The following is a 15,286-nucleotide window of genomic DNA, read 5'->3' as shown; positions in this document are numbered from 1 at the left end:
AATATAGCCTTGAAATACACCTCTTTAACCGACCTTCTCGACCTTAGCTTAGATGAAATATCTGAACTAAATACCAATAGTATAATTAGACTTCAAAAACAACTAAAGGCAAAAGCCATGTTAGAAGACAATAATAATATTGGTGAGGTAGCAAAAATTATAGATGACCTAAAGAATGATAGTCTAAGAGACTGCTATATTTTTGTTGAAAAACACACTTGGTTAAAGCACTTAATATCTGGCAATTTTGAGCAAATAAAACTAAAAGAGATTACTGTTGATGAGTCTTCAATACAAGACCTGGAAACACTTAAATATTTTTTGAATGATTATCTTAAAGAAAATCTCGTTATATTTTTAGGTAATGCCATAAAAAAGGGAAAGTATGAGCAAATTCACAAAACCCTACAACACAATTATCTTTTTACTGAGGCTATTAACCAATTGGTTATTAATCTTTTTAAAGCACGGTTAAACTACGCTTGCACATACATTCAAAATGATAAATTAAAAGAAAAGCAATTTCCTATTGCTTTTATAAGTAATAGAGTATTTATATTAAGCTTAAACACCTATCCTGACGCTTTTAATGAAGAAGTTTTAGAATTAAATTCTGAACTTGTAGACACCTACAATCGTTTAAGAAAAAACGTAACTAACGAAAGTTTCAAGTTTTGTTCTAGAGTTATGGTAGCCTTTGCTCATCTAGACACCTCAAATGCGTTTCTAAAAGATAATTTAGAATCTAATGCAGAAATTGCACGAGAGTATGCATACTCTTCTCACAGAAGTGAAAAATCTGATTCTGGACTAAGTGGCTGGAATATGGTCTTAATAGTATTTGTTGTTATTAGACTTATTTTTTGGATTGGAAAAGGTATTTCTAACGATTCTAAACCAGATTACAATCCTATTAATTTTGATAATTTCAACTATAAAGCACCCAACACCAGCGATGAACAACTAATACGCTTAGATAGTGTTATCAAAGAGATGCAAAAAGGAAATGCTGATAACGAAGATCTTAAAAAAGTGCTTAGTGGTGAGTACAATTCTTCTAACAGCACTTCATATAATGATGATAAATACAAGCTTTCTAATCATATAAGATTCTTGTATATGATGAAAAATAAAGTTCTTAGAAAAGATTCTTCTGATTTAGCACCTACAGAACTAGAAGCTTTTTCTAATCCTTACCCTAAAACTTTTAATCTTCTACCTTATTTCAATATCAAAGATTCTGACAACACTACGTTTTTAGAAAACAAAAGCAATGAAGATTTAATTGTTTTTCGCCTTACACAAGGTATAGATCAATCTATTTATATACCTAGAAACCAAAGCACTTATATAAATTTAAAACCTAAGGATTGCCTTGCTTTTTACACAGGAAAAGATTTTGTAGAAACAAGCCTTTCGCATTTTAACAGAAACACAGATTTTAGTTATTTATACAAGATTGACAGTCTACTTACAAAAAATTCTGAAATAACAGTTTTACCTTTTGAAGATAAAGTCTATGAATCTAGAAGACCTCAAAAATCTAAAGTTAAGATTAGAACAAGACGAATAGATAAAATTGAGCCCAAAGACATTGAGTTAATTTCTATAAATATAGATGCTTTATACGCTAAATATTACAAAAAGAAGTACAGATCTTATTAGTTTAGTCCTGTTTTGCTATTGTCATTAAAGTCTTTGCGCTGATGCCTATCATTCTCGTGTACCAGAGCTGAGAGTCCGTAAACTACGTGTCGTATAACTTTATAATCCTTTTGTTCTAAAGCTTTATCTCCTTGATCAAATAACTTTTCGGCCTTACGCTTATTTGTAAAATTATCATATAGTTTTAATCCTAAGTAGTAGGAAATAAAATTTTCGTCACTAGATTGTATAATGGCATTAAATAAATCCTCAAGTTCTTTAATTTTTGAACGAATTAGATACCTATCTAATGAATTAATAACCTCTTTTTCATTTTGAATGATACGTTGATACTTTGTTTTGTATCGCTCATTTTCATTCTGGTTAAGATGATATTCTAAATCTGCCTTTGTATCGTTATACTCTTCAATTTCTTTGGCTACTATCTCATTTCGGGTTAAGTCATCAAAATCTTGTATAAGTTTTCGTTTTCTATCATCAAGTTGAAATTTCGTATCCGAAATATCATCATCATTAATCATTGAGGCTTCAATCTGAATTTCTATAAGTCCTACTCGTATCGATTCAAGCTTATTAGAATACTCAAAGTTTTCATTAGCATTTGCCGTTTTTATTACTGCTTCTACATCACTTAAAACTGTATTGATTTCGGTATTGATTTTATTAACACTAATAGATCGTTCTGACTCACTAAACACATTTTCGAATTCCTGATCGCAAGACTGTAAAAACACATTTATTTTAAGCTCTCTGGATTCAGAAATTTCTAATTCAATCTCAATATCTGTTCCTTTTATTAAATCGTCCTCTAAATCTTCACCAAAAATTTCAATATATCCAATACTTAAACCAGAACTTGGCAAGCCATTAGATCGTCCTTCGATGACATTGATAGCAAGATTAGATTTAGACTTTTTTAAGATGGTTTTAGAAGCTGTCTTGTATATTTTCTTCTTTAATGGCAAAATACTTCCTTTAGCAAATATGCGCTCTAATCGTGTAGCCGAAGCGTCTAAATCATCGACCTCCATACAAATATCATTTGGTAATGGTTGCCCATTAACACTATAGCTTCCGTGATTAATAGAAAGTGGATCGATAACTTTTAAAACTTCTAAAGCACTATTAAGTAATTGTACCTTAAACTGGTTAAGCCTGCCTTCTAAAAGTGGTACAAATTCTGAAAACGAGTTATTCTTTAATCCCTTTACACCAGAATCGTAACCTCCATCTTTTCGTATTATTCTATAGTTATCGATATCTACTCCAGAAAATTTTGCTGTAATCAATTCCTCAGCATCTCTGGTATTTTGTTCGTAGAAAAATTTAGAATCTATTATTGCTTCCTCTTTTGTTTCTTCTTCCTCAACAATTTCATCTTCTTTAAGCTCGCTAGGTTTAGAGCCTGCATAATATGCTGCACCTTCAACAACCGCTGATGTTGGATCTATTGAAGAATTAACCTCCACACCAATAGCATTGGTAATTGATTTTTTTATTAAAGGGATATATGTAGTTCCTCCAATTAGAATTACACGTTTTATATCTGAATTAAGTAATTGATTATCCTTAATAATATCTTTAATGATAGTAACCGTATTTTCTACGTTTGAAAGAATTAAATTCTCAAAAACTTCACGTTTTACTATTAAGTGGTCATACAAATCGACATCATTAATACTGAAATCAAGTTCTATTTCGGTTTCTTCAAAATTTGAAAGTTCTTTTTTAGCTTCTTCAGCTTTTTTCAATAATTCAAAGTAAAGCCCTTTATGGGTTGAAGATTTTGATTTTAAAGACTTCCATAAATCTGACTGTCCCGTTTTTTCTTCAATAAAAGGTACTATTAAATTTTTGACAATTAAATTATCAAAGTCTGCGCCACCTAAATAATTATCGCCTTGATGATCTACAACTTTTAACTCTCTTTCATCAACTTCAACCAAAGCTACATCAAACGTTCCTCCACCAAAATCATAAACAATCCAGTGTTCTTTTTCTTTAACTTCGGTATTAGACGTATTGGCAAACGCCAAGCAAGCTGCTATAGGTTCTTGAAGTAAAACCACCTCTTTAAATCCGGCTAAATAACCTGCTTTTTTTGTGGCATTAGATTGTATGGTATCAAAAGCTGCTGGTATAGTAATAACAACACTATTGACAACCTCATCATCTGGCAAAAAGTTTTTCAACTCTTTTAAAACCAATGATGAAAGCTCTATTGGTTGCATTTCTTTATCTAATGAAGGCACAAAATATGTATCCTGTGTACCCATTTTTCTTTTGAAAAGCATGCAGACATTTTCTGCATCTTTTTCTAAATAATCCAGTGCCTTGTCTCCAATTACTATTCTGTTGCCTCTAAAGGCTATACACGATGGTAAGGTCTGTTTTAAACCCAGAGGATTATTAAATATTTTTATTTTCCCGTTATCATATTTGGCGACCAGGCTATTTGTTGTTCCTAAGTCTATAGCAAAATTTATAGTCTTCATTAATCTTATTCTACAATTACAATCCCTTTTTGAACTAAGCTAGTTTCGCTACCATTAATCTCGTAAATAACAGGTTTTAAAACTTTAGTGATTTTTGAATTTTTATTTAAATCACCCGAAATACTCGCCTCAACATCTGTCATTTCATTTCTGTATGACTTCCCAATTGGATTGATAACGTGGTAATTTAAGTTTTTAAACTCATTAGCAATACGGTCAAAATTTCTTGAATAATCATCTACACCGTTTTTTTGCAACTTAGATTCTAAAGCAAATATCTGATTGATAATTTCTATCATCACTTAAAAAAATTTGATTTTGAAATATACGTATTTTTAGACTCTAAAGAACCTCTGCTACCACAAAAGTACTTCCTCCTACGTAAATTAAATCGTCTGTATTTGCATTTAGCTTTGCAGTATGTAGTGCTTCATTTACAGAAGAATAAGAATTACCTGTAAACCCTTTGTTAAGGAAATACTCCTTCAGCAATTCTTCATCTTGTCCACGCTGTACATTTGGTTTACAAAAGTAATATGAAGCTTGTTTTGGCAATAATGATATAATTCCGTCTAAGTCTTTATCGCTTACCACTCCAAAGACAATATGTAGCTTATTGTAGGACTCAGCTTGCAATTGTTGCATTGTATAACTTAAACCTTCCTTATTATGAGCTGTATCGCACACAATTTTAGGTTGTTGCTGTAGAACTTGCCAACGTCCTTGTAATCCAGAATTTTTAACAACGTTAAGCAACCCTTTTTTTAAGTTTGAATTTGAAATATCGTAACCCAATTGCCTGAGCACTGTAACAGATTGTATAACCGTTTTTTTGTTGTGTTCTTGGTAAGAACCTTTTAAATCACTTTCTAAAACTTCTTCAATCAATTGATCTGCAAAATATATTTCGGAATTTGTAGACTTTGCTTTAGAAGAAAACACCTTTTTGGTTTCATCTTGTGTTTGGCCAATTACAACAGGTATATTCTGTTTTATAATTCCTGCTTTTTCACCTGCAATTTTTTCGAGTGTATCTCCTAAAAACTGTACATGATCAAAACCAATATTGGTAATTACAGAAAGCTCTGGAGTAATGATATTTGTAGAATCTAATCGACCACCTAAACCAACTTCGATAATGGCGATATCAACTTTTTGCTTTGCAAAATAATCGAAAGCCATACCAACAGTCATTTCAAAAAAAGACAAATTATTAGACTCTAAAAAAGTCTTATTTCGCTTTATAAAGCCAATAACAAATTGCTTAGAAACGACTTGTCCATTTATCTTAATTCGTTCTCTAAAATCTTTTAAATGAGGTGATGTATAAAGCCCAACTTTATAACCTGCTTCCTGAAGTATAGAAGCCAACATGTGGCTTGTGGAACCTTTTCCATTAGTACCACCAACATGAATTGATTTAAATTGTTGTTCTGGATGATTGAGATGTACCGAAAGCTTAATTGTATTAGATAAATCTTTTTTAAACGCAGACTTACCCTTGTTTTGATACATTGGCAGTTGTTGAAACATCCAATTGACTGTATCAGTATATTTCATTGATTAATTATTGACCGATATCAAAGTTAATACTTACAAATCCTATTTGTGTCTCAGGAGCATTAGAGTCTGCTGGCCATTTGTGAGATAATGCAATTTTTTTTGCTGGCTCTAATAGGCAAGGTGCTGTGTTTGTTGTCCCTCGTTCACCTGGAGTAGCTTTAACAACTTTTCCTTGTCTGTTAACTTCAATTCTTACGACAACTAAACCATATTCGTTACAATCTTGCTTGTAAATTTGACGAGAAGGTTTTCCTCGACCACCAAGTCCATAACCAACTCCTCCTTTTCCTGGACCTGAACCACCAAAATAACTAGGTGCATAAGGGTCACCATCTAATTGACCTTTATTTCCTCCTACGTTATCATCTCCTTCACCTCCATCGTCATTACCTTTTGAGTTTTTTACACCACCAATAAGGTTATCTAAACTTTTCTTTTTAGCCTCTTCTTCTCTACGCTTTTTTTCCTCAGCTTCACGTTTTTCTTTTGCGATTCGTTCTGCCTCAGCTTTTGCTTTTGCTTCGGCTTCTGCTTTAGCTTTAGCCTCTGCTTCCTTTTGCTTTTTTATAGCAATCGCTTCAGCTTCTTCTTGTGTTAAAACATCTTCTGTTTGTGGAGTAGATTCTGCTGGCTCAGTAGGTGTTACTTCAGCTTCTTGTGGCTGAGATTCTTCAACAACTTCTTCTGTAACAGCTTCTCTTGGTTGACTGAGTGGCTTGCTACCACTACCAACATCTGTAGTTCCAAAATTAACAGCAACACCATATTCTTCTGGTGGATCTAAATACGGAGGACCTGCAAAAAACATCAACAAAAATATAAGCAGCACTATAAGAGCTGTTATTTTAGCCGAATTACGTTGGTGTATGGTCTCTAAATATTTCACTTTATTCTGGTACTTTCAATTCTATTATGGCTTTCAAAAATGATGCCGCTAATTAGATTTAACTGCCAAAGTAGATTTTATCTTATTTCTATTAGCAATGTCCATAATGTAAACAACATGCTTTAGATCAACACTTTCGTCTGAACGTATTGTTATAGTTCTGGAATCTGAATTTCCTAATTTAGATAACACTTCTGTCTCTAACTGACTTTTGGGTACTTGCTTCATATCTACAAAATACTGAAGATCTTTGTTCACACTTACCGATAAGTTTTTAGTTTGAGTTGTTTTGCTTGTTGAACTCGGTAACAATAAATCTATTGCTTCTGCAGAAACCAATGTAGATGCTATCATGAAAAAGATTAACAACAAGAACACAATATCTGTCATAGACGACATATTGAATTCTGGTGTTACTTTATTTCTTCCTCTAATATTCATAATTAGATTGGTTCGTTTAAGTGATCTAAAAACTCTACAGAGTTAGCTTCCATTTGGTACACCACTTTGTTGGTTCTTACTACCAAGTGATTGTACGCTACATAAGCAACAATACCAACTATTAATCCACCAACTGTAGTTGTCATTGCGGTATATAATCCATCTGCTAAAGATTTAATATCTATTGAACCGCCTGAGTTGGCAATTTCAAAAATTGATAAAATCATTCCTATTACAGTTCCTAAAAACCCTATCATAGGTGCCACACCAGAAATTGTTGCTAGTATACTAACATGCTTTTCTAAGCTATAAATCTCTAATCTACCTGCGTTTTCAATAGCTGTATTTATATCTTCTAACGGCTTACCAATTCTGGAAATACCCTTACCTATTAATCGAGATACTGGCGAATTTTGCTGCGCGCATAACATCTGAGCAGAGTCTATCTTACCATTACTTACATGGTCTTTAATTTGATTCATAAAGTTTGAATCTACTTTTGAAGCTGCTTTGATGGCAAAAATTCTTTCAAAATAAATATATGTTGCTGCAATAAGAAGGATAAACAACACAAGGATAATTACAATTCCTGAAGGTCCACCACTTGAAATTAGCTCTATAATAGAAAGCGTTTTTTCTACTTGTTCGCCTGAGGCTCCATCAGCTAAAGCTTCTGTACCATCTTGAATATTACTTAGTAATATCATATAATAAATTTTAAGTTATGTAAGTTGTTGTTAAATATAACGCTAAGTTTTTAACTTAAGTATATTAGAAAACCGCTCTTGTTACCATAAAGGCAGCAGCACCTGCTAAAAATCCGATAAGTGCTAACCAAGAAATTTTCTTTAAATACCAGAAAAAGTCAATCTTTTCCATACCCATTGCTACTACACCTGCTGCAGAACCTATAATTAACATACTACCTCCAGTACCTGCAGAATATGCGATAAAGTGCCATAGCTCATTATCAAGCGGCTCAGAAAACATTCCTAAACTAGCTGCTACTAAAGGTACATTATCAATTACTGCAGAACCAACACCTAGTAATAATACTACTAAGTCTGATACACCTTCACCATGATATTCTGTACCTAACATTGGCATAGAAGTCTGTAAATTATCTGCGAAACCAAATAAAATTCCCAGAGACTCTAATGCTGCAACTGCCATTAATATACCTAAGAAAAATAATATACTTGGCAATTCAATTTTAGACAATGAGTAATGTACTGGACTATGACTTGCATGCGCTTCATGCTCTCCATCTCCTGTTGCAGAGAGTGCAAATTTTGAGTTACTGTAAACTTCTGCAAAAATAGCAACGACACCTAGTGATAACATCATACCTACATAAGGAGGTAAATGTGTTATAACTTTAAAAATTGGAACAAATATAATTGCACCCAAACCTAAGAATAACATAGTAGAACTAAACTTATTCTTTGGTTTATCATCCTCTTCTTGCAATTCTACTGTACCTTTAAATGCCGGAAGTAAAGACGCAATAAATGTTGGCACAGCCATACATAATACAGAAGGTATAAATAAATACGAGAACAATTTACCTGTAGATACCTTATCTCCTATCCAAAGCATTGTTGTTGTAACATCTCCGATAGGTGACCATGCACCACCTGCATTTGCAGCAATAATAATTAAACCAGCAAACCAAATTCTTACGTCTCTGTCTTTTACAATTTTTTGTAAGATTGAAATTAAAACAATTGTTGCTGTTAGGTTATCTATAATAGCTGATAAGATAAAAGCTAAAATTGAGAACATCCAAAGTAGTTTCTTTCTACTGTTGAAGTTTACTGCTGACTTAATCGTTGAGAAACCATCAAAATAATCTATGATTTCAACTATGGTCATAGCACCTAGAAGGAATACTAAAATCTCAGCTGTTTTGCCTAAATGATGAAGCAAAGTCTCTTCCATGAGATGCATTTTATCTTCATGATTTAAGAGACCAAAATTTTCCATCAGACTGTGTTTGGCAGAATCAAACCACTGTGTAAAATCATCAATTCCAAGAGATATTAATGCCCAACTTATAGCCATCATTACTAAGGCTGGGATTAGTTTATCAATTTTGATATTATGCTCTAACGTAATGGCTAAATAACCAAATACAAATACGAGAATTATTACGGTTTCCATATATTAAGGGATATTTTTATATTAATTGTCTTAGTGCAATTTCAAATGCGGTTTCACTTATACCAACATTTGTTTTATTGCTTTCTTTTACCTCTTTAAGTGCTTTTTTAATAACGTCTGAAGTATCATTAAAAATTGCTTCGTCTGTCATTAATACTTTGCGCTCCATAAAATAAGCGAATACTCTTGCCATTCCACAGTTAGAAATAAAATCTGGAATTAAGCTAACTTTTTGATCTGTATGCTCCATTATTGGACCAAAGAAAATTTCTTTGTCTGCAAAAGGTACGTTAGCGCCACAGGTTATAACTTCTAAACCTGTACCAATCATCTGGTCAATCTGCTCTTTAGTTACCAATCTAGATGCAGCACATGGTGCAAATATTTCAGTCTCTAAAGACCATATTTTTTGATTGATTTCATCAAATGGAATAAGGTTATCAGCTACAAGTGTATTACCGTTTTTGTTAAGATATAAATTAGTGATTTCTTCAAAAGAAAAACCTTCTTCACTAATTAATCCACCAACTCTATCAATTATACCAACAACTTTAGCGCCCATTTGAGCAAAATAAAATGCCGCAGCTGCACCAACATTACCAAACCCTTGTACAACAACACGTTTTCCTTTTATAGAATTTCCGTCTATGTCATAAAAATGTTTGGCTGCTATTGCCACTCCATAACCAGTTATCATATCTGCAACTGTATATTTTCTAGACACATCTGGAGAATATTCAGAATTTTCGATAACCTTTATTACACCATGTCTTAACTGGCCAATTCTGTTAATTTTATCTGCTTGCGTTGGTTTAAAATGCCCTTCGAAAACACCTTCTTGCGGATGCCAAACACCACTTTCTTCTGTAATAGGAATAACTTCGTGAATTTCATCTACATTAAGATCTCCACCTGTTCCGTAGTAACTTTTTAACAAAGGCGAAACCGCTGCATACCAACGTTCTAAAACACCTTTTTTTCTAGGATCTTGCGGATCAAAGTTTATTCCAGATTTTGCACCACCAATTGCAGGACCAGATACTGTAAATTTAACTTCCATAGTTTTAGCTAAAGACAGAACCTCGTTCATATCTAAGCCTTTACGCATTCTGGTTCCGCCTCCTGCAGCACCTCCTCTTAAAGAATTTATAACTGTCCAGCCTTCTGCTTCGGTTTCTGGATCGTTCCAATGGAACACTATTTCTGGGGATTTATCTTCGTACTTTTGAAGTAGCTCTTTTATCAATTTTAGTAAGTTTTTATTTGTAACAAATATAAAAAACTAAAAGCCCTTAAAAGTGAATTAAATATTAATTTTAAGAATTAGGATTTAAAATTTTTCCTGAAGAATGATCTTGCTTTGCTCCTGTAACGCTTTTAAGGCAATTAACTTCATTTCTATCTCTAAGAACACCCAACAAACCAAATACTAAAGCCTCTTTAAATTCTATTATCTTGTTATTAGGAATTATGATTTCTGACTTTGTTTTTAATCTAAGCTGCTCAATTAAAAAATCATTGTATGCTCCTCCTCCTGTTACGAGTGTGCTTGTTCCTTTACCTTTTAGAACCGAAGCTATCTGTAAAGCAATATGTTCTGTAAAAGTTATTAGTATATCTTCGGTCTTAAGTTCTAATTTATCAATATTGGGAAAGACATGTAGTTTCACCCATTCTAATCCTAATGATTTTGGTGCAGATTGCTGATAAAATTCGAGCTGATTTAATTGTTTCAACAACCCTTCGTGTACATTTCCTCTTGATGCTATTTTTCCGCGATCATCATATTCTAAACCAATTTTTGAAACATAATGATTAATCACAATATTAACCGGACAAATATCAAAAGCTATTCGCTTTTCATTTTCTTCAAACGAAACATTTGCAAAACCACCAAGGTTTAAACAATAATCATAGTTATAAAAAAGTAACCTATCGCCTATTGGTACTAATGGCGCACCTTGTCCACCATACTCAACATCTTGTAATCGAAAATCGCAAATAACTTTTTGTTGTAATTTATCTGCTAAAACTGTTCTATTTCCTATTTGGTAAGTAAGCTTGTTTTCTGGTTGATGAAGTGCTGTATGTCCGTGAGATGCCACAAAATCTATCTCACTAAGGTTATGCTTGGTTATAAAGCTCTGTATTGCGTTAGCCAAATACTCAGAATAAGCGATATCTAATTCTTTTAATTCTTCAAGAGATTTGTTTACTAGATTGCTTAGTAAAGCTTTCCATTGAGATGAATATTTTAGAGTTTCAGCATGGCTTATTTTAAAGCTCCAATCGTTATCATATCTAAAAATTGCGTAGATAACATCTATACCATCCAGAGATGTTCCAGACATTACGGCTACAACTTTATATTCAGCTTTTATCATATTAGTAAAAATAATATTACTTATTGAAAAAACAGCAAGAAAGAGTTATCTTTGCGTGAATTTTTTAACAAATCAATAATTATTTTACTTTATGGATTTTAGCTTAACTGAAGAACATTTAATGATTCGTGATGCGGCGAGAGATTTTGCTCAAACAGAATTACTTCCTGGTGTTATAGAACGAGACAACGCACAAACTTTTCCGGACGAATTGGTTCGAAAAATGGGCGAATTAGGATTTATGGGAATTATGGTAGACCCTAAGTATGGTGGTAGTGGAATGGATGCTATTTCATATGTCTTAATTATGGAAGAGCTATCTAAGATAGATGCCTCTGCCTCTGTAATGGTTTCGGTTAATAATTCTTTAGTTTGTTACGGTCTTGAAGCTTATGGATCTGAAGAACAAAAACAAAAATACTTAACAAAACTTGCGGCTGGTGAATGTATTGGTGCTTTTTGTTTAAGTGAGCCTGAAGCAGGTAGTGATGCTACTTCTCAAACTACAACTGCTATAGATATGGGAGACCATTATGTTATTAATGGTACTAAAAACTGGATTACTAATGGAGGAAGAGCTGAAGTTTATCTTGTAATCGCCCAAACTGACAAAGAAAAAGGACATAGAGGTATCAATGCTTTTATTGTTGAAAAAGGAACTCCTGGTTTTGATATTGGACCAAAAGAAGACAAACTAGGAATTAGAGGAAGTGACACACATACATTACAATTTAATGATGTAAAAGTGCCAAAAGAAAACAGAATTGGAGAAGATGGCTTTGGATTTAAGTTTGCCATGAAGACTCTATCTGGTGGACGTATTGGTATTGCTGCTCAAGCATTAGGTATTGCTTCTGGTGCTTATGAACTTGCTTTAAAATATAGTAAAGAGCGTAAAGCTTTTGGTACAGAAATTTCTAACCACCAAGCTATTGCTTTTAAATTAGCAGATATGGCTACTGAAGTTGAAGCAGCTCGTATGCTTGTAATGAAAGCTGCTTGGGATAAAGACCAAGGTAATAATTACGATATGTCTAGTGCCATGGCTAAGCTATATGCTAGTAAAGTTGCAATGGAGCAAAGTGTAGAAGCAGTACAAATACATGGTGGAAATGGTTTTGTAAAAGAATACCATGTAGAACGATTAATGCGTGATGCTAAAATTACACAGATCTACGAAGGGACTTCAGAAATTCAGAAAATTGTAATTTCTAGAGGTGTTCTTAGAGATTAATAAATCTATAACAATCATTAAAAAAAGGCTTCAATTTATTTTGAAGCCTTTTTTAATTACTAGATAGTTCATCTAACACTAATCTTATCTCTGCATAAGAAAATTTATCATCTAATTGGTGTTTTAAATCTGATAGGTTCTCAAAATTTTGTTTAGGAATTGCTAACTTTAATTCTGAGTAATGATCTTCTGAGATTAACTCGGTCATTTTAATTTTACCTGAAGGAATGAAGCTTGCGAGATGTCCGAATATGGTATTTTCATTTAGTTCTCGAATATTTGCAATTTCTTCAATTGTTTTTCCTTGCTTAAAAAGCTCTAAAGATTCTTTTTGAGAATCTCCTTTTTGACGCTTTGGCTTTTGTTGCGTTATTGGTAATGTATTTGTGATTTCTATATCATTGTCATTAATGTATTCTGAAATTATTTCTAAGATTTCAGCACCATATTTTTCAACTCTTGTTTTACCCATTCCATGTACAGCTTTAAGTTCAGCTGATGTTGTGGGTAACAACTCGCACATAGCATATAACGATTTTTGAGTAAAAACCTGAAAATGGGCAACATCTTCGCGCATAGCGATATGGTGACGTAAAGCCTTTAATAATTCAAATAACTTTACATTTTTAGTACCTTCAATAATTGCTTTACGTTGTTTTTTGGGGTGTTTCTTTGCTAAGAAAACCGCCTCAGATCTAAGCTTTAAAAAAGAGGTTGTATTAAAGCCGTCTTTTAATCCTTCAAAATATAGAAGCTTTTTTACAATGAGTTCTTCCAGAGCATCCAGTTGTTTTGTAATATCTTTTTCAATGGCTTTATTGTCGGTAGAAAAAACTAAAGATTTAAAAGGATTTTGAATATTAGATTTTGTTGCTTCTAAAAAATACAATAGTCCTTTCGTAAATCGTTCTTGTATCTGAGTTATTTGTTCAGGAAGTTCATTTTTTTGAGTTAACGATTCTAATTGCACATTAAAACTGTTACTTATTTTTAGAAGATTTGTTATGGTCTCTTTGACGCTTATAAACTTCTTTTCAATATCACCTTCAATACTTGTTCTATTTTTATAATAAACATCTAAGATTCTATTTATAGGAAATAGAAATTCATAGAAGTCAAAAATTTCGGAGATTAACTCAAGTTGATACAATCGCTGAGATTCAAAAAGCACTTTTTCATTAGGCGGATTAGCTTCTGCCTGTTCGCTAAAGGATAAAACATTTGTATCGGTTATAATTTGACTTGGTAATATTTTACTCTTAAGAACTAAGCCTTCTAAAGATTTGCATCTACTTAAAGCTACATATGTTTGTCCATGTGCAAAAGCATCTTCAGCATCAATAATGGCTTTTTCAAACGTTAAACCTTGACTTTTATGAATAGTTATAGACCAAGCTAAACGCAATGGTATTTGAGAATAACTACCAATCTTTTCTTCCTTTATAGAATTTGTATTTTCATCAATATTGTACTTTATATTTTCCCATGTTTCAAAGGTTGTTATAATATTATATTCATCTTCTGGGCATTTAACCACGACTTCATCTTTATCTAACAAGATAACTTTACCTATTTTACCATTATAATATCGTTTTTCTGGAGAAGAGTCATTCTTAATAAACATCACTTGCGCTCCAACTTTTAATTTTAATTCTTCTTTATTAGGAAAAGAATGCTCTGTATATTTACCATCGACTTTAGCATTGTACACTCTCATCTCGCCTTTTATATTCTCTAAAGCTCTGTTATTAATGCTTATTGCTTTCGAATTGTGTGTGGTTAACGAAATATAGCCTTCATCCTCTTTAGGGTTAAAATTTGGCAAATAGCGTTTGTTTAAATATTCTGCTGACTCAGCACTTAATATATTGTTTCGTATCTCATTTAAAATATTTATAAACACAGGATTGTCCTGTCTATAAATATGCTTGAGTTCAACAACTATTGGATTGCTTTTCTTATAACTATTACTACTAAAAAAGAATACGTTTTTATAATAGTTCTTTAATAATTCCCAATCGTTGTCATTTACAACAGGTGATAACTGTTGAAGATCTCCAATCATTAACACTTGTACGCCACCAAAGACTTTATCTCTATCTCTATACTTACGAAGCGTTTTATCTATTCCATCTAATAAGTCAGCTCGAACCATACTAATCTCATCGATAACTAATAAATCTAGAGACTTAATAATATCTATTTTAGTTCTACTGAATTTCCTATTAAAATCACTAGAAGCATTTAATTCAGGGATAATAGGCCCAAAAGGTAATTGGAAAAAAGAGTGAATAGTGACACCTTTGGCATTTATAGCAGCAACACCTGTTGGCGCAACGACTATTATTCTCTTGCTAGAATTCTCTTTTAACTTATGTAAAAAAGTAGTTTTTCCGGTACCAGCTTTACCAGTAAGGAAAATATTTCTATTGGTAATTTCAACAAATTTATGAGC

12 protein-coding genes are annotated in these 15,286 nt (G+C 32.5%); 2 read left to right on the top strand and 10 right to left on the bottom strand.

Annotated elements, in window-relative coordinates; genetic code table 11:
- The first annotated feature begins 9 nt into the window (after positions 1 to 9).
- Positions 10 to 1,665: a hypothetical protein gene (locus tag P7122_RS13320; protein ID WP_278006299.1), complete on the top strand. Its 1,656-nt coding sequence runs from the start codon at positions 10 to 12 to the stop codon at positions 1,663 to 1,665.
- Here the strand turns inward: P7122_RS13320 and P7122_RS13315 are convergent.
- The 9 genes from P7122_RS13315 to P7122_RS13275 form a co-directional block, all read right to left on the bottom strand.
- Entirely contained in the window at positions 1,662 to 4,160 is a 2,499-nt protein-coding gene (locus P7122_RS13315) for an Hsp70 family protein (protein ID WP_278006298.1), read from the bottom strand. The two genes, P7122_RS13320 and P7122_RS13315, sit on opposite strands and share 4 nt — an antisense overlap.
- Before the next feature lie 5 nt (positions 4,161 to 4,165).
- Positions 4,166 to 4,459 (bottom strand): hypothetical protein, encoded by a 294-nt coding sequence (locus P7122_RS13310; RefSeq protein WP_278006297.1) that lies wholly within the window; start codon positions 4,457 to 4,459, stop codon positions 4,166 to 4,168.
- Between the two features lie 43 nt (positions 4,460 to 4,502).
- Complete coding sequence (locus P7122_RS13305) at positions 4,503 to 5,720, bottom strand: bifunctional folylpolyglutamate synthase/dihydrofolate synthase (protein WP_278006296.1); 1,218 nt, start codon at positions 5,718 to 5,720, stop codon at positions 4,503 to 4,505.
- 7 nt (positions 5,721 to 5,727) lie between these two features.
- Positions 5,728 to 6,609, bottom strand: a complete 882-nt coding sequence (locus tag P7122_RS13300; RefSeq protein ID WP_278006295.1) for an energy transducer TonB — start codon at positions 6,607 to 6,609, stop codon at positions 5,728 to 5,730.
- A gap of 48 nt (positions 6,610 to 6,657) precedes the next feature.
- The gene (locus P7122_RS13295) at positions 6,658 to 7,050 is read right to left on the bottom strand and encodes an ExbD/TolR family protein (RefSeq protein ID WP_278006294.1); all 393 of its coding nucleotides are present in this window, start codon (positions 7,048 to 7,050) and stop codon (positions 6,658 to 6,660) included.
- A gap of 2 nt (positions 7,051 to 7,052) precedes the next feature.
- Positions 7,053 to 7,757, bottom strand: coding sequence for a MotA/TolQ/ExbB proton channel family protein (locus tag P7122_RS13290; protein ID WP_278006293.1), 705 nt, complete (start codon positions 7,755 to 7,757; stop codon positions 7,053 to 7,055).
- Positions 7,758 to 7,821: 64 nt separating this feature from the next.
- Positions 7,822 to 9,213 (bottom strand): sodium:proton antiporter NhaD, encoded by a 1,392-nt coding sequence (gene nhaD, locus P7122_RS13285; RefSeq protein ID WP_278006292.1) that lies wholly within the window; start codon positions 9,211 to 9,213, stop codon positions 7,822 to 7,824.
- 16 nt (positions 9,214 to 9,229) lie between these two features.
- Positions 9,230 to 10,456 carry a Glu/Leu/Phe/Val dehydrogenase dimerization domain-containing protein gene (locus P7122_RS13280; RefSeq protein ID WP_278006448.1) on the bottom strand — a complete coding sequence of 409 codons (1,227 nt, stop codon included), beginning with the start codon at positions 10,454 to 10,456 and terminating at the stop codon, positions 9,230 to 9,232.
- A gap of 73 nt (positions 10,457 to 10,529) precedes the next feature.
- A complete protein-coding gene (locus tag P7122_RS13275; RefSeq protein ID WP_278006291.1) occupies positions 10,530 to 11,597 on the bottom strand; it encodes an anhydro-N-acetylmuramic acid kinase in 1,068 nt (355 codons plus the stop codon).
- A gap of 91 nt (positions 11,598 to 11,688) precedes the next feature.
- On the opposite strand from P7122_RS13275, the gene P7122_RS13270 reads away from it, so the two are divergent.
- Positions 11,689 to 12,831, top strand: a complete 1,143-nt coding sequence (locus P7122_RS13270) for an acyl-CoA dehydrogenase (RefSeq protein WP_278006290.1) — start codon at positions 11,689 to 11,691, stop codon at positions 12,829 to 12,831.
- Between the two features lie 52 nt (positions 12,832 to 12,883).
- On the opposite strand, the gene P7122_RS13265 is transcribed toward P7122_RS13270, so the two are convergent.
- Positions 12,884 to 15,286 (bottom strand): helix-turn-helix domain-containing protein (locus P7122_RS13265; protein WP_347402822.1); only part of this gene is annotated, 2,403 nt, incomplete at its 5' end.

This window comes from Winogradskyella marincola (genome assembly GCF_029624125.1).
GTDB lineage: Bacteria > Bacteroidota > Bacteroidia > Flavobacteriales > Flavobacteriaceae > Winogradskyella > Winogradskyella marincola.
This window is presented reverse-complemented; position numbering and strand designations above follow the sequence as displayed.